This is a genomic window from Sphingosinicella sp., from assembly GCF_052388015.1.
GTDB lineage: Bacteria > Pseudomonadota > Alphaproteobacteria > Sphingomonadales > Sphingomonadaceae > Allosphingosinicella.
Genome location: NZ_JBQTIN010000128.1, coordinates 1 through 19441 on the forward strand (window position 1 = coordinate 1; position 19441 = coordinate 19441).

General features: G+C 67.4%; 22 protein-coding genes and 1 pseudogene. 17 read left to right on the forward strand and 6 right to left on the reverse strand.

Annotation, left to right across the window (positions count from 1 at the left end; genetic code table 11):
* Nucleotides 1-113 precede the first annotated feature (113 nt).
* Genes ACT4N3_RS10900 through ACT4N3_RS10910 form a run of 3 tightly spaced genes read right to left on the reverse strand, consistent with a single transcriptional unit; the run spans nt 114 to nt 4067 of the window.
* Entirely contained in the window at nt 114-1154 is a 1041-nt protein-coding gene (locus ACT4N3_RS10900) for an ACP S-malonyltransferase (RefSeq protein ID WP_444855248.1), read from the reverse strand.
* Nucleotides 1147-3354, reverse strand: coding sequence for a dehydrogenase E1 component subunit alpha/beta (locus ACT4N3_RS10905; RefSeq protein ID WP_444855249.1), 2208 nt, complete (start codon nt 3352-3354; stop codon nt 1147-1149). The genes ACT4N3_RS10900 and ACT4N3_RS10905 overlap by 8 nt, the downstream gene beginning before the upstream one ends.
* Nucleotides 3355-3362: 8 nt before the next feature.
* A complete protein-coding gene (locus ACT4N3_RS10910; RefSeq protein ID WP_444855250.1) occupies nt 3363-4067 on the reverse strand; it encodes a hypothetical protein in 705 nt (234 codons plus the stop codon).
* Between the two features lie 160 nt (nt 4068-4227).
* On the opposite strand from ACT4N3_RS10910, the gene ACT4N3_RS10915 reads away from it, so the two are divergent.
* The 4 genes from ACT4N3_RS10915 to ACT4N3_RS10930 all read left to right on the forward strand — a co-directional run bounded on the left by ACT4N3_RS10915 (nt 4228) and on the right by ACT4N3_RS10930 (nt 6466).
* Nucleotides 4228-4527: an SCP2 sterol-binding domain-containing protein gene (locus ACT4N3_RS10915; protein WP_444855251.1), complete on the forward strand. Its 300-nt coding sequence runs from the start codon at nt 4228-4230 to the stop codon at nt 4525-4527.
* A gap of 160 nt (nt 4528-4687) precedes the next feature.
* Nucleotides 4688-5395 (forward strand): CoA transferase subunit A, encoded by a 708-nt coding sequence (locus ACT4N3_RS10920; RefSeq protein ID WP_444855252.1) that lies wholly within the window; start codon nt 4688-4690, stop codon nt 5393-5395.
* Complete coding sequence (locus ACT4N3_RS10925) at nt 5395-5847, forward strand: hypothetical protein (protein ID WP_444855253.1); 453 nt, start codon at nt 5395-5397, stop codon at nt 5845-5847. Before ACT4N3_RS10920 ends, ACT4N3_RS10925 begins: the two co-directional genes overlap by 1 nt.
* Nucleotides 5831-6466, forward strand: coding sequence for a 3-oxoacid CoA-transferase subunit B (locus ACT4N3_RS10930; RefSeq protein WP_444855254.1), 636 nt, complete (start codon nt 5831-5833; stop codon nt 6464-6466). Before ACT4N3_RS10925 ends, ACT4N3_RS10930 begins: the two co-directional genes overlap by 17 nt.
* A gap of 8 nt (nt 6467-6474) precedes the next feature.
* Here ACT4N3_RS10930 and ACT4N3_RS10935 read toward each other — a convergent pair whose 3' ends face one another.
* Nucleotides 6475-8145, reverse strand: coding sequence for a phospholipase D-like domain-containing protein (locus tag ACT4N3_RS10935; RefSeq protein ID WP_444855255.1), 1671 nt, complete (start codon nt 8143-8145; stop codon nt 6475-6477).
* 228 nt (nt 8146-8373) lie between these two features.
* Between ACT4N3_RS10935 and ACT4N3_RS10940 the strand changes: the two genes are divergently transcribed.
* The 7 genes from ACT4N3_RS10940 to grxD all read left to right on the forward strand — a co-directional run bounded on the left by ACT4N3_RS10940 (nt 8374) and on the right by grxD (nt 12824).
* Nucleotides 8374-9057, forward strand: a complete 684-nt coding sequence (locus ACT4N3_RS10940; RefSeq protein WP_444855256.1) for a ferritin-like domain-containing protein — start codon at nt 8374-8376, stop codon at nt 9055-9057.
* On the forward strand, nt 9057-10034 hold the full coding sequence (locus tag ACT4N3_RS10945; protein ID WP_444855257.1) for an NAD-dependent epimerase/dehydratase family protein: 978 nt from the start codon (nt 9057-9059) through the stop codon (nt 10032-10034). Before ACT4N3_RS10940 ends, ACT4N3_RS10945 begins: the two co-directional genes overlap by 1 nt.
* Nucleotides 10028-10858 carry an N-acyl homoserine lactonase family protein gene (locus ACT4N3_RS10950; RefSeq protein ID WP_444855258.1) on the forward strand — a complete coding sequence of 277 codons (831 nt, stop codon included), beginning with the start codon at nt 10028-10030 and terminating at the stop codon, nt 10856-10858. Before ACT4N3_RS10945 ends, ACT4N3_RS10950 begins: the two co-directional genes overlap by 7 nt.
* Nucleotides 10855-11853: an NADPH:quinone oxidoreductase family protein gene (locus tag ACT4N3_RS10955; protein ID WP_444855259.1), complete on the forward strand. Its 999-nt coding sequence runs from the start codon at nt 10855-10857 to the stop codon at nt 11851-11853. Before ACT4N3_RS10950 ends, ACT4N3_RS10955 begins: the two co-directional genes overlap by 4 nt.
* Nucleotides 11854-11921: 68 nt before the next feature.
* Complete coding sequence (locus tag ACT4N3_RS10960) at nt 11922-12245, forward strand: DUF1476 domain-containing protein (protein ID WP_444855260.1); 324 nt, start codon at nt 11922-11924, stop codon at nt 12243-12245.
* Nucleotides 12246-12249: 4 nt separating this feature from the next.
* Nucleotides 12250-12483 (forward strand): BolA/IbaG family iron-sulfur metabolism protein, encoded by a 234-nt coding sequence (locus tag ACT4N3_RS10965; protein ID WP_444855261.1) that lies wholly within the window; start codon nt 12250-12252, stop codon nt 12481-12483.
* Between the two features lie 11 nt (nt 12484-12494).
* Nucleotides 12495-12824, forward strand: coding sequence for a Grx4 family monothiol glutaredoxin (gene grxD, locus ACT4N3_RS10970; RefSeq protein WP_444855262.1), 330 nt, complete (start codon nt 12495-12497; stop codon nt 12822-12824).
* Here grxD and ACT4N3_RS10975 read toward each other — a convergent pair.
* Nucleotides 12821-13210: a hypothetical protein gene (locus tag ACT4N3_RS10975; protein ID WP_444855263.1), complete on the reverse strand. Its 390-nt coding sequence runs from the start codon at nt 13208-13210 to the stop codon at nt 12821-12823. The two genes, grxD and ACT4N3_RS10975, sit on opposite strands and share 4 nt — an antisense overlap.
* Before the next feature lie 124 nt (nt 13211-13334).
* Here ACT4N3_RS10975 and ACT4N3_RS10980 point away from each other — a divergent pair, with 124 nt between their 5' ends.
* The 6 genes from ACT4N3_RS10980 (at nt 13335) to ACT4N3_RS11005 (ending at nt 19106) form a co-directional block, all read left to right on the forward strand.
* Complete coding sequence (locus ACT4N3_RS10980) at nt 13335-14135, forward strand: helix-turn-helix domain-containing protein (RefSeq protein ID WP_444855264.1); 801 nt, start codon at nt 13335-13337, stop codon at nt 14133-14135.
* A 232-nt stretch (nt 14136-14367) separates the two neighbouring features.
* Nucleotides 14368-14730 (forward strand): BlaI/MecI/CopY family transcriptional regulator, encoded by a 363-nt coding sequence (locus tag ACT4N3_RS10985; RefSeq protein ID WP_444855265.1) that lies wholly within the window; start codon nt 14368-14370, stop codon nt 14728-14730.
* A complete protein-coding gene (locus ACT4N3_RS10990) occupies nt 14727-15983 on the forward strand; it encodes a M56 family metallopeptidase (protein ID WP_444855266.1) in 1257 nt (418 codons plus the stop codon). The genes ACT4N3_RS10985 and ACT4N3_RS10990 overlap by 4 nt, the downstream gene beginning before the upstream one ends.
* A gap of 34 nt (nt 15984-16017) precedes the next feature.
* Nucleotides 16018-16965, forward strand: coding sequence for a 4-hydroxybenzoate octaprenyltransferase (ubiA, locus tag ACT4N3_RS10995; protein ID WP_444855267.1), 948 nt, complete (start codon nt 16018-16020; stop codon nt 16963-16965).
* 37 nt (nt 16966-17002) lie between these two features.
* Nucleotides 17003-18349, forward strand: coding sequence for a TldD/PmbA family protein (locus ACT4N3_RS11000; protein WP_444855268.1), 1347 nt, complete (start codon nt 17003-17005; stop codon nt 18347-18349).
* On the forward strand, nt 18342-19106 hold the full coding sequence (locus tag ACT4N3_RS11005) for a 3'(2'),5'-bisphosphate nucleotidase CysQ (RefSeq protein WP_444855269.1): 765 nt from the start codon (nt 18342-18344) through the stop codon (nt 19104-19106). The genes ACT4N3_RS11000 and ACT4N3_RS11005 overlap by 8 nt, the downstream gene beginning before the upstream one ends.
* A gap of 90 nt (nt 19107-19196) precedes the next feature.
* Here the strand turns inward: ACT4N3_RS11005 and ACT4N3_RS11010 are convergent.
* Nucleotides 19197-19441: pseudogene (locus ACT4N3_RS11010) on the reverse strand (MmcQ/YjbR family DNA-binding protein); the annotation flags it as partial.

Here is a 19441-nt window from a genome sequence, read left to right on the forward strand (position 1 = left end):
CTTCCAGAAGGCCAAGGGCGAAGTGAAGGGCCTGTTCGGCGACAAGCTCTGAGCCTACCCAAGCCGCGAGGAAAGGGCCGCCTTCAGCCAGAGGCGGTCCTTTTCGTTGCGGCCTAGCCCGTCGCCAGCGCGCGCTGATCCTCGCGGCCCATGGCGAGGAGGACGGGATCGGCGGCCTGCATGGCCTGGAAATCGGCCTTCGAGCCGAGCCCGCGCCACTGAATGGCGATCAGCGCCTGGGCGATGGCGCCGCCGAGCGTATCGCCGGGGCCCAAGAGAATGATCCGGTTCGGCGCATATTCCTTCACCGCCACCTGGATGGCGCGGGTGAAATCGTAAGGCTCCAGGATCTGGGTCCCGAACGTGTAGCGGCGGAGCGTCTCTCGCGGGCTGACGAACGGTCGCCAGATATGGCCGCGTCCGTCGATCATCGGGATCGTCGGCGCGTGCAGCCATTCGGCCGGCAGCGCCAGCGCACGGATGGACGAGCCCTGCATGAGGGGGGTGTGGAAGGGACCGTGATTGACCAGCCGTAGCGGATCGCGCGCAGGGGTGGGTGAGGCTTCCTTCAGCACCGCCTCCAGTCCTGCCTCGTTGCCGGCGACGACGAGCATGCCGCCCAGATCGATCGAGGGGTGGAGGGCGTGGGCGGGCCGGGCGTCGATGGTGGCGAGTAGCGCCAGTATCTGCGCGCGCAAGTCGGCGATCTCGTTCCAGTCCTCGTCGACCAGGGTCAGCAGCACCTGCCCGCCCGGCTCGCCGGACTGGCTGTACTCGCCCATCGCATCGACGATCCGGAATCCGTTTTCCGCGCTCGCCGCGCCCGCGCAGGCAAGTGTCGTGTACCAGCCCATCGAATTGCCGGTGACCGCGGCAATGTCGAACTGCTCGCGGTCGATGGCGAGGAAATCGGCGTAAGCGGCGGCGAAGATCAGCGGCGAGGCGATGTCGCCGCGCGTATGGAGCGCCGGGCTGAACCGTTCGGCGCCGTCCAGTTCGGACAAAGTCGGCTGGCCGCCCTCGGCGCGGAGCGCGTCGAAGTTGGCGATCAGCTCCGATTTGTCACTATGCAACCGTTTCAGATAGCCGAGCTCAGCCTTGCCGTACGTGCCCCGGCCCGGGCACACGACCAAAGCCGTCTGCCGCTCAGCCACGGACCAGCTCCAGCGCCGCGTCGACGATCGAATCGCGGCTCGGCAGGGTCACGGTCGCGGCGCGGCCGAGAGGGATGAAGCTGTCCTCAGCCGTGATCCGCGCGGTGGGGATGTCCGGCGCGCGCTCCGTGAAGAGCGCCATCAGGGCCTCGCTCTGCGACCCGGTTTTGCGGCATTCGTCGACGATCAGGACGCGCTTGCAGCCCTTCGTCGCCTCGATCAGTCCGTCCTCGTTGAGCGGCGCCAACCAGCGCAGGTCGATCACGCGCGAGGCGATCTTATGCCGGTCGGCGAGGAGCTTCGCCGCCTGCCGCGACAGATAATTGCCGTTGCCATAGGTCACGATCGCGAGGTCCGTGCCGTCGCCATGCACGCCGAGCTCGCCGAGGCGGATCGGCTTTATACTGCCGGGCGCCGCATAGGGCGCGGTCCACAGGGCGTCGCCTTCCTCGTGCAGGTCGCGCGTCATGTAGAGCGCGATCGGCTCCAGGAAGACGATCACGCGCTGCTCCTCGATCGCGAGGCGCGCGCATTCGCGCAGCATCTCCACCGCGTCGCCGCCATTGCTGGGGACGGCGAGCACGACGCCCGGAATGTCGCGGAAGACGGCCAGGCTGTTGTCATTGTGGAAATGCCCGCCGAAGCCCTTTTGATAGCCGAGCCCCGCGATGCGGATGATCATCGGGTTGGTGTATTGGCCGTTCGAGAAGAAGCTGAGCGTCGCCGCCTCGCCCCTGATCTGGTCCTCAGCATTGTGGACATAAGCGAGGAACTGGATCTCGGTGATCGGCAGCAGGCCGTTATGCGCGGCGCCGATGCCGAGGCCGAGGATGCTCTGCTCGTCGAGCAGGGTGTTGATCACCCGGGCCGGGCCGAAGCGCTCGTGCAGCTTGGCCGTGACATTGTAGACGCCGCCTTTCGGGCCGACATCCTCGCCGGCGACGATCACGTTCTTGTGGGCCAGCATCAGGTCGGCCAGCGCCCAGCTCAGCAGCCGCGCCATATGCTGCGGCTTGTCCATCATCGCCGTGTCGCGCGCGAAGATCGCCTCGCGCTCCTCGGGCGCGGGCGTGTTGGCGGGCAGGGCAGGGCGCTTCGGCGGGATCAGGCTGTCCATTACCGCTTTGCTCGTGGTCAGCTTCGGCCGCAGAATCGCGTCTTCCGCCACCCGCGCCAAGGTCGCCTCGGTCTCCTCGTAGATTTCCAGAATCTGTGGCTCGGTCAGCAGCCCCTGCTCGACCAGCAGGGCGGCGCTGTAGGTCAGCGGATCGCGCTCCTCGTCCGCCTCGACGTCAGCCTTGGTCATATAAGCGGTCTGCACGTCGGACCCGGCATGGCCGTAGAGCCGGACGGTATCCATGTGCAGGAAGACCGGCTTGCGGGTGGTGCGGGCGTAGTGCGCCGCTTCCGACGCACCGCGCCAGGCGTCGACCAGGTCGAGCCCGCTGCAATGCATGTAGCGAAGTCCCGGCCGGTCCTGGAAGCTCGCCTCGATCCAGCCGCGCGGGGTGCGGGTCGAGATGCCGATGCCATTGTCCTCGCAGAGGAAGACAAGCGGCATCGCCGTGCCCTGATAAGCGGCCCAGCCCGCGGTGTTGAACGCGCCCTGCGCGGTTGAATGATTGGCCGAAGCGTCGCCGAAGCTGCACAGGACGATGGAGTCGGCGGGCAGCGGCGTGTCCTCCAGCTTCAGCAATTTGGCGATGCCGATGCTGAACGCCGCGCCGACCGCCTTGGGCAGATGGGAGGCGATCGTGCTGGTCTGGGGCGGGATGTGGAGCGGCCTCGAGCCGATCACCTTGTGGCGGCCGCCGGAGATCGGGTCCTCGGCCGAGGCGGCGAAGCTCAGCAGCATGTCCCAGCTCGGCGTCTGGCCGGGTAGCTTCTTGGCGCGGTGGAGCTGGAAGGCGTTGGAGCGGTAGTGGAGGAAGGCCATGTCATCGAGCCGGAAAGCCTCGGCGACCGCGGCGTTGTTCTCATGGCCCGAGCTGCCGATCGTGTAGAAGCCCTCGCCCCGCGCCTGCAGCTTGCGGGAGAGCCGGTCCATCTGCCGGCTCGTCACCTGGCTGTAGAACAGCTCGACGATCGCCTCGCGGCCCAGCCCGACCGCGTCCGGCTGCATCGCGACGATCCGGCGGGGCAAGTTGCCGCCCCTCAGCTTGGCGACGAACTTCTCGTGAATGACCTCTGCGGCGTCCATGGCGCGCCCTAATCATGTTCCTCGCCGGAAGGGAAGGTGGAGCCGGAACCTGACGAACCTGACGCTACGTCGGGAGGCAAGTCGGCCCCCGCGCGGCTCCTGGCGGCGGCGCGCCGGTCCTCGCGCGCCGCCCGATGCAGCCGCACGAACTCCTCGGCGTCGTCATCGCTTTCGGGAATCTTGTCGACCACGAAGCGTGGCAGGCCAGCCCCCTCCCGAACCGCGTCGCGGAGCACCCATTCGAGCGCGTGCCCGAGATTCTGCGCCTGCGTTTCCGCAAATCCCTGAGGCTCCAGCCGGTCCAGATGGCGGCCATAGCGGTGCGGGTTGCGGTAGCGCAGCAGGAACATCGCCAGCCGGTCATCGTAGCGGCGATGCTCGCCGACCTGCTCGCCCTTGTAGAAATGCGGCACCGGAACGCCGTTGATGCACCGGCTGATCGCCTCGTCGGCGATGCGGCGAACGGCATTGTCCAGGGCGAGCTCCCAGGCGACCCGGAAGCTCTGGGCATCCTCGCGGCGGGCGAGCGCATAAGCGCTTTCCGGCGACATGCCGACGCTGCGGCACGCGTCGCGGACGCAGCCGCTTTCGGCAAGCGCCCGAATGAACAGGACCTGCCGCTCGGGCGTCCAGCCGTCATGGCGGTAACGGAGGGGAACGGGATCGAAGGCGGGAGACACCGGCGCGCCGGCTCGATCGTCATGCTGGGTCATCCGGCAGTATAGAACACATCCGGTATGATGTAGGAAAGCGATTTCGCCAATACGGTTCATTCAGCCCGTAAAGCACATCGCTTACTGACAAGAATGTCGGTCCTTGACCTTGAACCTGACGCGGCTAGGCTGGCGAGGCATTTCACGGGAGGCTTTACCGATGACCAAGAGCGAACTGGCCGCGAAGATGGGCGAGGCGCAGGCCTGGCTGCCCGGCAAGAAGGTGAAGCTGGACTTCGGCGCCGAGGGCGCGGTGATGCTCGACGGGGTCGGCAATGCCGTCACCGAGGACAATGGCGACGCCGACACCACGATCAAGGTCGCCTGGTCCGACTGGCAGGACATGACCGAGGGCAAGCTCGATGGCATGACCGCCTTCATGCAGGGCAAGCTGCAGGTCGAGGGCGACATGTCGAACGCGATGCAGCTCCAGGGCGTGCTCGCCAAGCTGAAGGGCTGATCATTCTCCCCTCCCGCTTGCGGGAGGGGCCGGGGGTGGGCCTGATCAGACTCAGCGCGCCCACCCCTCATTCCCCTCCCGCAAGCGGGAGGGGAGGCTTACGGCCTTGACCCGGCTCGTGGCGCTTGCCTATCGCGCTCCCGACCCAGGGGAGCGCTTGATGCAGAAAATCTATCCCGATGCCGCGGCGGCGCTGGACGGGCTGCTGTTCGACGGCATGACGATCTGCGCGGGCGGCTTCGGCCTGTGCGGCATCCCGGAGCGGCTGATCGATGCGATCCAGGCCTCCGGGGTCAAGCACCTCACCATCGCCTCCAACAATGCCGGGATCGACAATGAGGGGCTCGGCAAGCTGCTCCGCAGCCGCCAGGTGAAGAAGATGATCTCCTCCTATGTCGGCGAGAACAAGGAGTTCGAGCGGCAATATCTGAGCGGCGAGCTGGAGGTGGAGTTCTGCCCGCAAGGGACGCTCGCCGAGCGCTGCCGGGCGGGCGGCGCGGGCATTCCCGGATTCTACACGAAGACCGGGGTGGGCACGCTCGTCGCCGAGGGCAAGGACGTGAAGACTTTCGACGGCGAGGATTATATTCTCGAGCGCGGCATCCGCGCCGATTTGTCAATCATCAAGGGCTGGCGCGCCGACGAGAGCGGCAACCTCCAGTTCCGCAAGACAGCGCGCAACTTCAACCAGCCGATGGCGACCGCGGGCAAGGTCTGCGTCGCCGAGGTGGAGGAGATCGTGCCGGTCGGCAGCATCGATCCGGACGCGATCCATCTGCCCAGCATCTATGTGAAGCGGATGATCGTCGGCGCACCCTATGACAAGAAGATCGAGTTCCGTACGACGCGCGCGAGGGAAGCGGCGTAATGCCGCGTAATCTGTGGCTCATTGCCGGCGGCTGGCTGAGCCTCGTGGCGTCGCTGCTGCATCTCGGCGTGATCGTCGGCGGGTCGGACTGGTACCGCTTCTTCGGCGCGGGCGAAGGCATGGCCCGTATGGCCGAGCGAGGCGAATGGACGCCGGCGCTGATCACGCTCGGCATTGCGGCGATTCTCGCGATCTGGGCCGCCTACGCCTTTGCCGGCGCGGGCCTGATCCGTCGTCTGCCGCTGATGCGCACCGCTTTGGTGGCGATCAGCGCCATTTATCTGCTGCGCGGCATCCTGCTGATTCCGGTGCTGCTCCAATCCGCACCGCGCCCGTTCGATATCTGGTCATCGCTCATCGTCCTCATCTACGGCGCCGCCTATGCGCTCGGCACCTGGCGCGCCTGGCCGCATCTCTCACAAAGGAAAGCATCGCATGCCCTGGGATCGTAACCAGATGGCCGCCCGCGCCGCCGGGGAGCTGCGCGACGGCTATTATGTCAATCTCGGCATCGGCATCCCGACGCTGGTGGCGAACAACATCCCGGCGGGGATGACAGTCACGCTGCAGAGCGAGAACGGGATGCTCGGCATCGGGCCGTTCCCTTATGAGGACGAGGTCGATCCGGACCTGATCAACGCCGGCAAGCAGACGATCAGCGAGCTGCCGTCGTCGAGCTATTTCTCCTCGTCCGACAGCTTCGCGATGATCCGCGGCGGCCATATCGATCTGACCGTGCTCGGCGCGATGGAGGTCGCGGAGAATGGCGACATCGCCAACTGGATGATCCCCGGCAAGATGATCAAGGGCATGGGCGGCGCCATGGACCTGGTCGCCGGCGTGAAGAAGATCATCGTCGTGATGGAGCATGTCTCCAAGAACGGCGATCCCAAGTTCATTCCCGAATGCACGTTGCCGCTGACCGGCAAGAACGTCGTCGACATGATCGTCACCGATCTCGCCGTCTTCCAGCGGCCCGATCATGCGAGCCCGTTCCGGCTGGTCGAGCTGGCGCCGGACGTGACGGCGGACGAGGTCGCGGCGAAGACGACGGCCCGCTACGAGGCCTAGCGGCCCGGTCAGCCGCCCATGAACGCCACGCGATCGCGGAACTTGTGGCTGTTCGAGGCGGGGTTGAAAGACGTTCGCGACCAGCTGTCGTCCTCTTTCAGGAACTCGTCGTCGCTGAGCCCGGTGGACCGGATCTGGTTGATGAAGGCGCGCGACTTGTAGTGATCGAACATGCGCAGGAATTCGGTGACCATCACCGCGTTCATACGCGGATCGTTGGACAGGAACGCGTTCTCGTCATTGTTCGTGCAGGAATCCTCGCTGAAATTGGCTGAGCCGAACAGCAGCTGGGGGCTGTCGCTCCACGGGTCGATGGCGATCAGCTTGGTGTGGATTTTGTGAGCGCCGAACGCCTTGGAATCCCAGGCCCGGCCCAGGTAGGTTTCGAGCCGGGAGGGCGTGAAGAAGCGCGTGTTCTTCCGGTTGAGCGACTCGATCTTCTTGCGCGCCGTGGTGTTGGCCAGGCCATATTCCAGGATGTCTTCGCTGTTGCGTCCCAGCGCCTCGACGATGCGGCCATCGAGGCCGAAGGGTGAACTGACGAACACACATGATCGCGCCCGCCCGATCATGTCGATCGCCTTGTCGACGATGTCCAGTTTGCGCAGCGGCGAGAAATAGGTGCTTTCGAACCGGCGCGGGCTGACGATGTTGATCCGCTCCAGGATGGCGCGAACGCGATTGCGGATTTCGTGGACATTGCTCGCCGGCCCGGTGCGCGCGGGATCGTCCTTCAGAACCCGGAAATAGTCTTCATAAGTGGCGGCGACGACCGGATCCTCCAGCGTCACCGCCGCATTGGTCTGGAAGTAGAACGCGTTCTGGGAAAAATTGGCCGTGCCGGTGAACAGGCGTACCGGCTGCCCCCCGACCAGGTGGACGATGAACTTGTTGTGGCTGATATTCCCGACCTTGCGCCGCGCCGTCGCGACCTGGTCCAGGCCCTTGGCGTGCAGCAAATGCTCGCTTTCGGTCGTGGCGTGATCGCCGGCCTTCGCGTGATAGACGATGTCGACAACAACGCCCCGGCCTCTCGCCGCGCGAAGCGCTTCGGCAATTTCCTCTTCGAAGAACTCGTAAATGCACACATGCAGAGCTTCGCCCAGCTTCGCCGCCGCGATGAAGCCGAGCAGCGCTTCCTTCAGGCCGCGCGACAGCCAGCGATAGGCGGAGCCGTCAGCGACGTCCGACGGATGCTGCAACTTGAACCGGTCCAGATAGGCGAAGGCGGACGTCACGCCTCGATTGACGTGAATCCCGACGCCATCGACGATGTCCTGACTGGGGCGTAGCATCAGGCCGACCGGCGGTTCGTCCATGGTCAGCGCGGGGAAGCTGCCGCGAACCGGAAAGACCTCGAACCGATAGGCCTGGTTGGCTTTCAGCGTATAGTCGCTCCACCGGAAGCGCTGGAACGGCGCGCGCGCGGACGAGATCTCGACCCCGTCCGCGATATCGTTGCGGAATCTCTTTTCGCCGCGAAGCCAATTGGTCGCGACCAGATCGCCGGTGCTTGCGTTATATTCGGTCTTGCGAACCGTGAAGCCGCGCAGGCCGTTCTGCCTTCCGTCCCTGCAGTTCCATGCGACCGACACCGAATGCGTGCCGACGAGAGCGGTCGCTGAATAATCGCCCTTCGTTGCACGGACGACCGGTCGATAGTCGGGAATAGCCACCATCTCATGCTCCCTCCCAATAGCCGCTCTAAGGGACTTGTCTTGCAGGATGGGGACACTTGCGCCCCTGCCGATTACTTCAGAATAGGCTCATGCCGCTTCTTGAACAATGTGCTTGTTATTTGACCACTCAAGGCGGACGGCCGACATGATCAAGCGACCGGTGCGCGACGAAAGCTGAAAGCGGCCCCGTCCCTTGACCTGACGCGCAAGCAGGCGGATTCTGGCCGGATGATCGCCGCGTTCCGCCGCCGCTATCTCGACCTGCTCGGCTCGATCTACATCTATAACGAGCACCGGGGCTATACGAGCATCGACCGCATCCTGGAGGCGGCGCGGCGGCATGCGCCCGACGACGCCGCGTTCATCGCGGCGGTCGAGAAGCATCGCGCCGACGAGCGCAAGCATTATGCGATGTTCAAGCGCTGGTTCGAACTGCAGGGCAAGATGCCGCTCGCGATCGACCGGACCTGCGGCCATATCGACCGCTTCGTCGAGATCATGTTCCGCCGCCGGATCGACGCGCTCGACACCGACAGGATGATGGAAGACGATCGTCTGTTCGAGCGGCTCTGCCGGGTGATCTCCTTGACCGAGCGGCGCGGCATGCAGCAGGTCGATATCATGCTCAACCATCCGATCGTGCGGCGCGACAAGGTCTTGATGCGCATCTTCCGGATCATCGAGCAGGACGAGCCGAGCCACTGGGCGCCCTATGACGAGTGGTTGAGGATGCGGGGCCGGCGCGAGGCGAAATGGTGGGAACGGGCGATCGACGGCCTCATCCATTCCGAGCTGATCTTCCTGAAGCTGCCGATCCTGTTCTTCAATCCCTGGCTCCGCCGCCGCACCGACTGGGCCGATACCGACGACCCGGCCGAGGCGCCCGCGTCCCCGATCGCCGCCGCAACCTGATGCGCGTCCTCTTGACCGGCTCATCCGGCTGGCTCGGCCGGTTCCTCGCGCCGCGGCTGCGTGCGGCGGCGCATGTCGTGGTGGGGCTGGACGTCGCGCCGGGCGCCGACACCGATCTGGTCGGCTCCGTCGCCGATCGCGCCCTGGTCCAGCGCGCCTTCGCCGAGCATGGCGTCGAGGCGGTGATCCATACCGGGGCGCTGCACAAGCCGGACATCGCCCGCTACCCGAAGCAGGCGTTCGTCGATGTCAATGTGACCGGCACGCTCAACTTGCTCGAGGCGGCGGTCGCGGCTCGGCATGACCGCTTCATCTTCACCTCGACCACGTCGCTGATGATCTCCGAAGCGATTCGCGCCGGCAAAACGGGCGGCGCGACGCGCGCGGCCTGGCTCGACGAGACGTTCGGGCCGCTGGAACCGCGCAACATCTACGGCGTCACCAAGCGAGCGGCCGAGCAGCTCTGCGCCCTGTTCCATCGTGAGCACGGGCTGGCGACAGTGAGTCTGCGCACCGGGCGCTTCTTCCCCGAGGAGGACGATACGCACCGCGACCTCTCCGGCGAGAACATCAAGGCGAATGAGTTCCTGGGCCGCCGCCTCACCGTCGAAGATGCGGCCGAAGCGCATCTCGTCGCGCTGGAGAAGGCGCCGTCGATCGGCGGCGAAACCTTCATCCTCTCCGCGCCGCCGCCCTTCGATCCGTCCGAGGCCGAAGCGTTGCTTCATGATTCGCCGTCGGTTGTCGCTCGGCATTTCCCGACAGCGGTGGAACTCTACGCGCGGCGCGGCTGGCGGTTGCCAGGCCATATCGACCGTATCTACGATCCTTCCAGGGCGGAGCGGCTGATGGGCTTTCGCTGCCGGACCGACTTCGCCGCCGTGCTTCGGGCCCTCGAAGCGGACGCGCCATTGCCCTTCGCCCACGACCCCTCTTATGTCTCGCCGAAGGAGAACAGGGAGATCGAACGATGCTGAAGCGGTTTCTCGGATTCGCGCTCGGATGCCTCGCCGTCGCGGCGCCGGAGGCGGCGCAGCCGGCCCGTCCCGGGCTGGAGATGTGGCGGCTCGATTGCGGCGAGATCCGGGTCACCGACCTCAACCTCTTTTCCGACACCTATGCCTATGTCGGCCGGCAGATGACGCTGACCGACAGCTGCTACCTGATCCGCAACGGCGACCGCTATCTCCTCTGGGACACCGGCCTCGCCGGCGAGCTGGCAGGGACAAACGGGGGCGGCGAGGGGGCTTTTCGGATGTCGCTGCGCGAGCGCATCCGCGACCAGCTGGCAAGGATCGGAGTCCAGCCGGCCCTGGTCACCTTCGTCGGAATCAGCCATTATCATGACGACCATATCGGCCAGGCGGCCGATTTCCCCGGCGCGACCTTGCTCGTCGGGGCGGCGGATTGGGAGGCGATCCGCGGTCGCCCGCAGACGGCGGCGCGGTTCGGGCCGTGGACGGAGGGACAGTCGCGCGCCCAGCCGCTGCGCGGCGATCATGACGTGTTCGGCGACGGTAGCGTCGTCATCCTCAATATGCCCGGCCATACGCCGGGGCACCGCGCCCTGCTCGTCCGGCTGCCGCGTACCGGATCCGTGTTGCTGACCGGCGACCTCTATCATTTCACTGAGAATATGCGCCGCGGCGGTCTGCCGATCTTCAACACCGATCGCGCCGACACGCTCGCCTCGATGGCGCGCTTCCAGGAGATCGCCCGCAACCTGAGAGCGCGGATCGTCATCCAGCACGAGCTCGATGACATCCGCCTTCTGCCCGCCTTCCCGCAGTCGGCGCAATGAGGGCGCTGCTTTCCGAAGCGCCGGGCGGCCCGGAGACGCTGAAGCTCACCGATCTGCCCGATCCGGTGGCGGGATCGGGCCAGTTGCTGGTCGCGGTGAAGGCCTGCGCGATCAACTATCCCGACGTCCTGATCATCGAGGACAAATATCAGTTCAAGCCGCCGCGGCCGTTCGCGCCAGGCGGGGAGATCGCCGGTGTGGTCGAGGCGGTGGGCGAGGGCGTCTCCGGCTGGGCGCCGGGCGACCGGGTGATCGCGATGCTCGGCCATGGCGGCATGGCGGAGAAGGTGCTCGTTGGCGCGGCGACGGCACTGCGACTGCCCGAGGGGCGGAGCTTCGCCGACGGAACGGCGCTGATCCTGACCTATGCGACGACGATTCACGCGTTGCTCGATCGCGGCAAGCTGAAACAGGGCGAAACCTTGCTCGTGCTCGGCGCGGCGGGCGGCGTCGGCCTGGCGGCGGTCGAGCTCGGCAAGGCCTATGGCGCGCGGGTGATCGCCGCTGCTTCGTCGGAGGAGAAGGCCGAGGCGGCGCGCGCGGCGGGGGCGGATGCTGCGATCGTCTATCCGCGCGGCCCGTTCGACAAGGACGGCGCCAAGGCGTTGTCGCAGCAGTTCAAGGACGCGGTCGGGCCGGGTGGCGCCGACCTCGTCTACGATCCGGTCGGCGGCGACTATACCGAGGCGGCGGTTCGCGCGCTCGCCTGGGAGGGCCGCCTGCTGGTGATCGGCTTTCCGGCCGGCATCCCGAAGCTGCCGCTCAACCTCACCCTGCTGAAGAGCTGCGACGTACGCGGCGTCTTCTGGGGTGCCTTCGCCGCGCGCGACCCCAGGGCCAACGCCGCCCATATCCAGACCCTGTTCCGGCTCTGGGACGAGGGCCGAATCGCGCCGAAGGTCAGCCGCACCTGGCCGCTGGAGCAGGGCGCCGACGCGATTGCCTACATGGCGGCGCGGCAGGCGGTCGGGAAGCTCGTGGTGACGATAGACTAGGGGCGGCGTGTTGCGCCGCGTCATCGCGCCGCCTATCTGAACCCGAACCACAGCCCCGAGGATTTTGGATGACCCAGTTCGACGACCGCGAGCGCGCCTTCGAGACCAAATATGCGCGCGATCAGGAGATGCATTTCAAGGTCACGTCGCGGCGCAACCGGCTGCTCGGCCAATGGGCGGCGAAGAAGATGGGTCTCTCCGAGGAAGAGAGCGACGCCTATGCGCGCGAGGTCATCCGCGCGGATTTCCAGGAAGCGGGCGACGAGGACATCGTGCGCAAGCTGGTCGCCGATCTCGAAAAGGCGGGCGTCGCGGTCGACGAGGATGAGGTGCGTGCCCAGATCGCGCACAAAGCGACCGACGCCCGCCGCCACTTCATCGAGCACGGTTGAAGCCATGCCGATGGCGGCCAGCGAGATCGAGGCCCTGATCCGCTCCGGGATTCCGGACGCCCGGATCGAGATCATCGATCTGGCCGGCGACGGCGACCATTATGAGGCGCGGGTGATGGCGGAGAGCTTTCGCGGCCTGCCGCTCGTGAAGCAGCACAAGCTGGTCTATGATGCGCTCGGCGGCCGGATGGGGAACGAGCTCCACGCGCTCAAGCTCAAGACCGGCGCGCCCGATTGAAGGAAGTTGAGATGACCGACGCCCGCACCCGCATCGACGCGCTCGTGAAGAGCAACGACATCGTCCTGTTCATGAAGGGCACCGCCTTGTTCCCGCAATGCGGCTTTTCCAGCCGGGCGGTCGCGATCCTCGATCATCTCGGCGCGCCATTCCAGACGGTCGATGTGCTCCAGGATCCCGAGATCCGGCAGGGCATCAAGGATTATTCGGACTGGCCGACCGTGCCGCAGCTTTACGTGAAGGGCGAATTCGTCGGCGGATCGGACATCATGATGGAGATGTTCGAGGCCGGCGAGCTGCAGCAGCTGCTCGCCGACCACGAGATCGCCAAGGCGTCCTAGGCCGTCGCCGCGGCGGCGCGGCGCAGGCCGGCATATTCGAGCGCCGCGATCGCCGTCACGAACGCCGCCTGGCCGACGACGAACGCGGTCCCCAACGCGCTGATCGTTGCCGTGATCGCGATCAGCGCGAGGCTCTGCGCGACCCAGCCGGCATTGCCGAGGATGATCAGCCAGACCAGGATCGCCGGCGGCGCGGCGCGGGTCGCGACGAAGCCCATGAACAGGCCGATCGGCACCAGCGAGAGCCCCGCGCCGCTCAGCAAAGCCGCCGGGAGGCCGAGCGGGCCGGCGAGCGCGGCAGCGCCGGCGATCAGGCCGGCGCCCATGCCGAGGCAGCTCGCCGCGTCGAGAAGAAGCACCCGCTTCAGGAAATTGGTCATCCGCATCTTTTCCTCCTTTGGATGGGGCGGGCTTGCCCCGGATGCGGCGATCATGCTCCCTAGCCGGTAAGGCGGTCGATTACCTCCCGGGTAATGGCCGGGCGGGACGACAGCGGGCAGGAGGGTGTGCATGACCATTGCCATCGATCATCAGGCCTCGTTCGGGGACCAGCTTCGGCTCTGGCGCCAGCAGCGCCATATGAGCCAGCTCGACCTCGCCATGGAGGCCGAGATTTCAGCCCGTCATCTGAGTTTCGTCGAGACCGGCCGCTCGCGCCCGTCGCGTGAGATGGTGATGCGGCTCGCCGAGACGCTGGAATTGCCGCTGCGCGGCCGCAACGCGCTGTTGCTCTCGGCTGGTTTTGCTCCGGCCTATCGCGAGCGGGGGCTCGACGATCCGGCGCTCGCGCCGGCGCGGGAGGCGGTGCAGCGCATCCTCGACGGCCACATGCCCTATCCGGCGCTGGCGGTGGACCGGCACTGGAATTTGGTCGCGCACAACCAGATGGTGCCGTTGTTGCTCGACGGCGTTGCGTCCGATCTGCTCGCCCCGCCGGCCAACGTGCTGCGGCTTAGCCTCCACCCCGATGGCCTCGCGCCGCGTATCGTCAATCTTGGCGAATGGAAGCGGCATCTGCTCGAGCGGCTGGCGCAGCAGGTCGCGGCGAGCGCCGATCCGGTGCTCGAGGCCCTGCGCGAGGAATTGAGAACCTATCCTGCGCCGGCGCCGAAGCAGCGGCCTGAGGAGACAGGCGGCTTCGTGGTTCCGTTCGAGGTGGCGACCCAGGCCGGTCCCCTGTCATTTTTCTCGACAACCACGATGTTCGGCACGCCGGTCGAGGTCACGCTTTCGGAGATCGCGATCGAATCCTTCTTCCCGGCCGACGAGGCGACGGCGGTTGCTCTGCGCGGCATCGCTGAAAAGAAATAGGGCGGGCCGCGCGACCGGAAAGAAGCGTCTAGCCCGCCCCATTGGAAGGGAACCGTGTGGACGCGCAATGTTGTGCAGGCCCGGTGCCAGATAGGCAAAGGCCCGGAAATCCGGGCTTTTTATTGGTTAACGCGGGGTTGAGCGATCCGGATTTGTAAAATTCCCCGACACCCATGGTTCAGCCGGCGTTCACCCATCGGACTACATCTGTAGTCCAAAGGGCGGGGACCAGATGGCCGAGCGCATATCCGGGGCGGAGCATGAGATCATGGAGGTGCTGTGGCGCGATTCGCCGCTCACCGCCGCCGAGGTCGCCGAACGGGCGCCCGCCCGCTGGAGCATCCGCACCGTCAAGACCTTGCTCGCCCGGCTGCTCGCCAAGGGCGCGCTGACCCACGAAGAACGGGGGCGGTCCTATCTCTATCGGCCGGCGGTGGCGCGCGAGGATTATGTCGCGGGCGAATCGCGCCGGTTGCTCGACCGGCTGTTCGGCGGCCGGGTGTCGCCGCTCGTCGCCCATCTCGCCGAACGCGACGATCTCACCGACGAGGATGTCGCCGAGATCGAGGCGCTGCTGAAGGCGCTCAAGCCGTGACCGCCTGGCTGACGCAGAACATGATCTGGGCGAGCGTGCTGATGCTCGTCGTGCTCGCGATCCGGCTGCCGGTCGCGCGCTGGCTGGGCGCCGGCGCGGCTTATGCCCTGTGGCTGGCGCCGGGGCTGCGCCTCGTCATGCCGCCGCTGCCCGAACGTGCCGCCGATCTGCGGCCCACGACCGCGATCATCGTGAACCTGAATGCCGGCGACCCGGCCGCGGCCACGGCGGGAATGGATTGGACTGGCATCCTCTTCGCCCTTTGGGCGACCGGCGCCATGACTTTGCTGATCTGGCAATGGCGTGCCTATCGCGCCTTCCTGACCCGCCTGTCGCTGACGTCGCGCAGCATCGGCGCGCATGACGGGCTGCCGCTGATCGAGAGCGAGGCGGTCGAAGGACCCGTCGCGCTCGGCTTGCTCGATCGGCGCATCGTCGTGCCGGCGGACTTCGAGCAACGTTACGGTCCCGCCGAGCGCGCGCTCGCGCTCGATCATGAGGCGGTCCATCACCGTCGCGGCGATATCTGGTGGAACCATCTCGCGCTCGGCCTGCTCGCGCTCAACTGGTTCAATCCTATCGCGTGGCTCGCCTTCCGCGCCTTCCGCGCCGACCAGGAGCTCGCCTGCGATGCCGCCGTGACCGCGGCACGCTCTCCCGAATCCCGCTGCGACTATGCGGAGGCGCTGCTCAAATCGGTCAGCCCGGCCGGGCTGGTCACCGCCGCCCCCCTCAACCGCGTCGATCAACTCAAGAGGAGGCTGAAAATGCTCAAAACCCATCGCAGGAGCGCGCTGAGGAGCCTCGGCGGGATCGCCGCGGTCACAATTCTGGTTGCAGGCGGCGCATTGCTCGGCAGCGCCGGCGTCGCCCACCCGCATCCCGAGAGCGGCAAGCAGGAGCATCGCGAGCGGATCATCATCATGGATCGCCATCGCGACGGCGCCCAGAGCGGGCACGCCGGCCATGGCGAGCATCGCGAGCACGGCGTCGTGATCCGTCGCGGGCCGAACGGCGAGATGGTCGAGCCGAGCTGCGGCGAGGGCGAGCGCACCGATCTCGAGGAAGGGACGGACGGCCAGCGCACCCGGATCATGCTGTGCAGCCGCGGCAATGCGACGCCGGCCCAGCGCGCCGAGCATCTCCAGCGCGCCCGCGACCGGCTGGCCCAGAACGATGAGCTGAGCGCCGAGACGCGGGCTCGCATCACCGCCCAGCTCGACCGCGAGATCGCCCGGCTGCGGGGACAGTAGGCAGCGGCTCGACATCAGGCGCGGCGCGGGGCAGTTGAGCCCGGTGCCGCGCAGCCCTTCTCCTCCCACGGATATCGTTCCCGACAGCGAGCGGCGCGGCCTGATCGGCGCGCTGCCGGCGCCGGTTCGGCCTTTCGCCTCGCTGATCCGGCTCGACCGGCCGATCGGGGCGTGGCTGCTGTTCTGGCCCGGGGCGTGGAGCGTGGGGCTGGCCGGCCTGGGCGGCGGTCTGGCCAACTCCGGCGGCTGGGCCTTGATCGCCTGGCTGGCGCTCGGCGCCTGGGCGATGCGCAGCGCCGGCTGCGTCTATAACGACATCGTCGACAGCGACCTCGACCGGCAGGTGGAGCGCACCCGCCTGCGCCCGCTCGCCAGCGGCCGCGTGTCGCTTCGCGCGGCCTGGGCGCTGCTCGTCGCGATGAGCCTGATCGGGCTCGTCGTCCTGCTCCAGCTCGAGCGGACCGCCCAGATCGTGGCGCTGGCCAGCCTCGCGCTGGTCGCGGCTTATCCTTTCATGAAGCGGATCACCTGGTGGCCGCAGGCCTGGCTCGGGCTGGTCTTCTCCTGGGCGGTCCTGGTCGGCTGGCCCGCCGTGACCGGGCGGATCGAGATGCCGGCGCTGCTGCTCTATGCCGGGTCGATCTTCTGGGTGATCGGGTACGACACGATCTACGCGCTGCAGGACCGGGAGGATGACGCGCTGGTCGGCGTCAAATCCTCGGCCCGCGCGCTCGGGCGGCACGCGCGGACCGGCGTCGCGATCTGCTACGCGCTCGCCTTGCTGCTCTGGGCGCTGGCGTTTCGGCAGGTGCGGGTGGAGTGGTTCGCGCTGCTCGCCCTCGCGCCGGTCGCGCTCCACCTCCTCTGGCAGGTCGCTGCGTTGAAACCGGACGACGGCGCCGATGCGCTCGTCAAGTTCCGCTCCAATCGGTTCGCCGGCTTCGTCATGTTCCTCGCATGCCTCGTGGTCGGCACCGCCTGACGCTTGCTTTTGGACGCGTCGTCACTATCCCGCCCCGATGCTTGACGTCCGTGACGCCGAGGCGCGCGCCGCCGCCCTGATCGATTCCGCCCTGAAGGCCGGCGCCGATGCGGCCGATGCGCTTTATGCCGGCGACGCTTCGACCGCGGTTCAGGTCCGGCTCGGCGACCTCGAGGATGTGATGCGCGCCGAGGGCGAGGAGATCGGTCTTCGCGTCTTCGTCGGTCAACGGACGGCGAGCGTGTCCTCGTCCGACCTCTCGACGGATGCGCTCGCGGCCCTGGTCGAGCGCGCCGTCGCAATGGCGCGCGAGGCGCCGGAGGACCCGCATTCGGTCCTGGCCCCGAAGGATCGGCTGTGGTGTGGCGAGGCCCCCGACCTGGAGGCCGATGACGGCGCCGATCCGGATCCGGTGGGGCTGAAGGCGCGGGCGCTGGAGACCGAGGACGCGGCGCGCGCGCATTCTCAAGTCACCAACAGCGAAGGCGCGGGGATCAGCACCGGGCGCACCGTGATCGCGCTCGCGACCAGCGCCGGCTTCGCGCACGGTTATACGGCCAGCGGCTATAGCGGCTGGGCGAGCGTGATCGCGGGCGAGGGCGGCGACATGCAGCGCGACCATGCCAGCCACAGCGTCCGCCATTTCGCCGACCTCGATGCGCCGCAGGCGATCGGCGCGCTGGCGGCGGCGCGCGCCGTCGACCGGCTCAATCCCGGCAAGCTCGCCAGCGGCACGATGCCCGTCCTGTTCGATCCCCGCATCGCGGGAGGCCTAATCGGGCACCTGCTGGCGGCGATGAGCGGGCCGGGGATCGCGCGCAAGTCGAGCTTCCTGCTCGGCCGCGAGGACGAGCCGGTTTTTCCGGAAGCGATCACGATCGTCGACGATCCTCACCGCCGGCGCGGCCTCAAGTCCAAGCCGTTCGATGGCGAGGGTGTATCCACCACACACCGGGCGCTGGTGGATCGCGGCCGGCTCACCGGCTGGCTGCTCAACGCGGCCTCGGCGCATCAATTGGGGCTGGCCGTGACCGGCCATGCCACGCGCGGCGCCGGCGGCGCGCCGGGCGTCGGCGCGACCAATGTCCATCTGGAGCCGGGCGCGGCGACGCCTGCCGAACTGATGGCGGACGTGAAGCGCGGCGTCTATGTCACCGAGCTGATCGGCCAGGGCCTGAACCCGGTCACGGGCGATTACAGCCGCGGCGCGTCCGGCTTCCTGATCGAGAATGGCGCGGTGGCCGGACCGGTGGCGGAGATCACGATCGCCGGCAATCTGATCGACATGTACCGGAACCTCGCCGCCGCCAATGATCTCGAATTCCGCCGTACGGTCAACGCGCCGACGCTGCGGATCGACGGCATGACGGTGGCCGGTGCTTGAGGCTGTCATCCGTGTTGCGCAGGAGGCCAGCCGGATCGCGGCGAGCCGGTGCGGCACGGATTACAGGACCTGGGAGAAGGTGCCCGGCCATCCGGTGTGCGACGTCGACCTCGAGCTCGACTCCTTCCTGCGCGAGCGGCTGATGGCGCTCGACCCGGAGGCCGGCTGGCTGTCGGAGGAGACGCTCGACGATTCCGACCGGATCGAGCGGCGCCGCCTCTGGGTGGTCGATCCGATCGACGGCACCCGCGATTTTCTGCGCAAGCGGTCGGGCTGGTGCGTTTCGGTGGCGCTGGTCGAGGATCGGGTGCCGGTGCTCGGCGTGCTGGCCGCGCCGGAGCGAGGCGAGCTCTGGGCAGCGCAAGGCGGCAAGGGCGCGACACGCAATGGCGCTCCCATCCGTGTCAGCCGTCGAACGGAGCTGGCCGGCGCGCGGGTGCCGGCCGACAATCTGCCCAAGGTCGACGACGACCTCGTCATGGTCGCCAAGCCCAATTCGATCGCGCTGCGCATCGCGATGGTCGCGGCGGGGGAGGCGGACCTGCTCGCGACGTTGCGCTGGGGCTTCGAATGGGACATCGCCGCCGCCGCCTTGATCGCGGAGGAGGCCGGGGCGACGGTGACCGGCGCGCTCGGCCAGCCGCTCGCCTTCAACAGCGCCAGCGGCGAGGCGTTCGGGGTGCTGGTGGCGACGCCCGGCATTCATGCGGCGGCGGTCGAGCGGCTGCGCGAACGGGCGCTGGAGGTCGTCGGATAGCCAAAGCCGTCATTGCGAGGAGCGCAGCGACGCGGCAATCCAGGCTGGATTGCTTCTCCCGGCTTTCGCCGGGATCGCAATGACGAGGATTTACCGCCCGCCCATCTCCAGCAGTCGCGCCGGCGCGACCAGCTCCCAGCTGTACGCGATCCGGTCCGCCACCCGGTCCCAATCCACCTCGTCCAGATCGAGGCGGATGCCGACCCAGCCGGATGGGCCGAGATAGGGCGGGCGATAATAGACGTCCGGATCGGCCTCGATCAGCATCGCCTGCTCGTCGAGGCCGCTGGTCTTCACATGGACGGCGGTGATCCCGTCATTGTGATGGTTGTGCG

What these genes read in the sequence shown, in the direction of transcription:
- ACT4N3_RS10905 (WP_444855249.1), bottom strand. Translation starts at nt 3,354, where the DNA reads ATGGACGCCGCAGAGGTCATTCACGAGAAGTTCGTCGCCAAGCTGAGG.
- ACT4N3_RS10910 (WP_444855250.1), bottom strand. Translation starts at nt 4,067, where the DNA reads ATGACCCAGCATGACGATCGAGCCGGCGCGCCGGTGTCTCCCGCCTTC.
- ACT4N3_RS10915 (WP_444855251.1), top strand. Translation starts at nt 4,228, where the DNA reads ATGACCAAGAGCGAACTGGCCGCGAAGATGGGCGAGGCGCAGGCCTGG.
- ACT4N3_RS10920 (WP_444855252.1), top strand. Translation starts at nt 4,688, where the DNA reads ATGCAGAAAATCTATCCCGATGCCGCGGCGGCGCTGGACGGGCTGCTG.
- ACT4N3_RS10925 (WP_444855253.1), top strand. Translation starts at nt 5,395, where the DNA reads ATGCCGCGTAATCTGTGGCTCATTGCCGGCGGCTGGCTGAGCCTCGTG.
- ACT4N3_RS10930 (WP_444855254.1), top strand. Translation starts at nt 5,831, where the DNA reads ATGCCCTGGGATCGTAACCAGATGGCCGCCCGCGCCGCCGGGGAGCTG.
- ACT4N3_RS10935 (WP_444855255.1), bottom strand. Translation starts at nt 8,145, where the DNA reads ATGGTGGCTATTCCCGACTATCGACCGGTCGTCCGTGCAACGAAGGGC.
- ACT4N3_RS10940 (WP_444855256.1), top strand. Translation starts at nt 8,374, where the DNA reads ATGATCGCCGCGTTCCGCCGCCGCTATCTCGACCTGCTCGGCTCGATC.
- ACT4N3_RS10945 (WP_444855257.1), top strand. Translation starts at nt 9,057, where the DNA reads ATGCGCGTCCTCTTGACCGGCTCATCCGGCTGGCTCGGCCGGTTCCTC.
- ACT4N3_RS10950 (WP_444855258.1), top strand. Translation starts at nt 10,028, where the DNA reads ATGCTGAAGCGGTTTCTCGGATTCGCGCTCGGATGCCTCGCCGTCGCG.
- ACT4N3_RS10955 (WP_444855259.1), top strand. Translation starts at nt 10,855, where the DNA reads ATGAGGGCGCTGCTTTCCGAAGCGCCGGGCGGCCCGGAGACGCTGAAG.
- ACT4N3_RS10960 (WP_444855260.1), top strand. Translation starts at nt 11,922, where the DNA reads ATGACCCAGTTCGACGACCGCGAGCGCGCCTTCGAGACCAAATATGCG.
- ACT4N3_RS10965 (WP_444855261.1), top strand. Translation starts at nt 12,250, where the DNA reads ATGCCGATGGCGGCCAGCGAGATCGAGGCCCTGATCCGCTCCGGGATT.
- grxD (WP_444855262.1), top strand. Translation starts at nt 12,495, where the DNA reads ATGACCGACGCCCGCACCCGCATCGACGCGCTCGTGAAGAGCAACGAC.
- ACT4N3_RS10975 (WP_444855263.1), bottom strand. Translation starts at nt 13,210, where the DNA reads ATGCGGATGACCAATTTCCTGAAGCGGGTGCTTCTTCTCGACGCGGCG.
- ACT4N3_RS10980 (WP_444855264.1), top strand. Translation starts at nt 13,335, where the DNA reads ATGACCATTGCCATCGATCATCAGGCCTCGTTCGGGGACCAGCTTCGG.
- ACT4N3_RS10985 (WP_444855265.1), top strand. Translation starts at nt 14,368, where the DNA reads ATGGCCGAGCGCATATCCGGGGCGGAGCATGAGATCATGGAGGTGCTG.
- ACT4N3_RS11000 (WP_444855268.1), top strand. Translation starts at nt 17,003, where the DNA reads ATGCTTGACGTCCGTGACGCCGAGGCGCGCGCCGCCGCCCTGATCGAT.